The 432-nt window shown below is 47.5% G+C and carries 1 protein-coding gene; it reads left to right on the top strand.

What is annotated here, in order from left to right:
• Nucleotides 1–61: 61 nt before the first annotated feature.
• On the top strand, nucleotides 62–432 hold a 371-nt coding region (locus tag RVS70_RS22585; RefSeq protein ID WP_321134974.1), incomplete at its 3' end, for an L-threonylcarbamoyladenylate synthase.

A 432-nucleotide genomic window follows, 5' to 3' on the forward strand; every position in this document is an offset into this window, starting at 1 on the left:
CAAAAGGATTACACGCGTAAAACAATCGTTTTATTGTTGTGAATAAGGAGTTTGGTCAGAAATGAAAACGAAAAGATGGTTTGTGGATGTAACTGACGAGTTATCCACAAATGATCCACAAATTGCACAAGCAGCCGCTTTGCTTCGAGAAAATGAGGTCGTTGCCTTTCCGACAGAAACGGTATATGGCCTAGGCGCAAACGCGAAAAATACGGATGCCGTCCAAAAAATATATGAGGCAAAAGGGCGGCCGAGCGATAATCCCTTGATTGTCCACATCGCGGATATCAGCCAGCTTGAGGATTTAACGGGCCCAGCGCCGGAAAAGGCGAAAACATTGATGAAGCGGTTTTGGCCGGGAGCACTTACGCTCATTCTGCCTTGCAAACCCGGTGCGCTTTCACCTCGTGTAACGGCAGGTCTTGAAACCGT

This window comes from Virgibacillus sp. M23, assembly GCF_034190895.1.
Taxonomy (GTDB): Bacteria; Bacillota; Bacilli; order Bacillales; family Amphibacillaceae; genus Virgibacillus; species Virgibacillus salarius.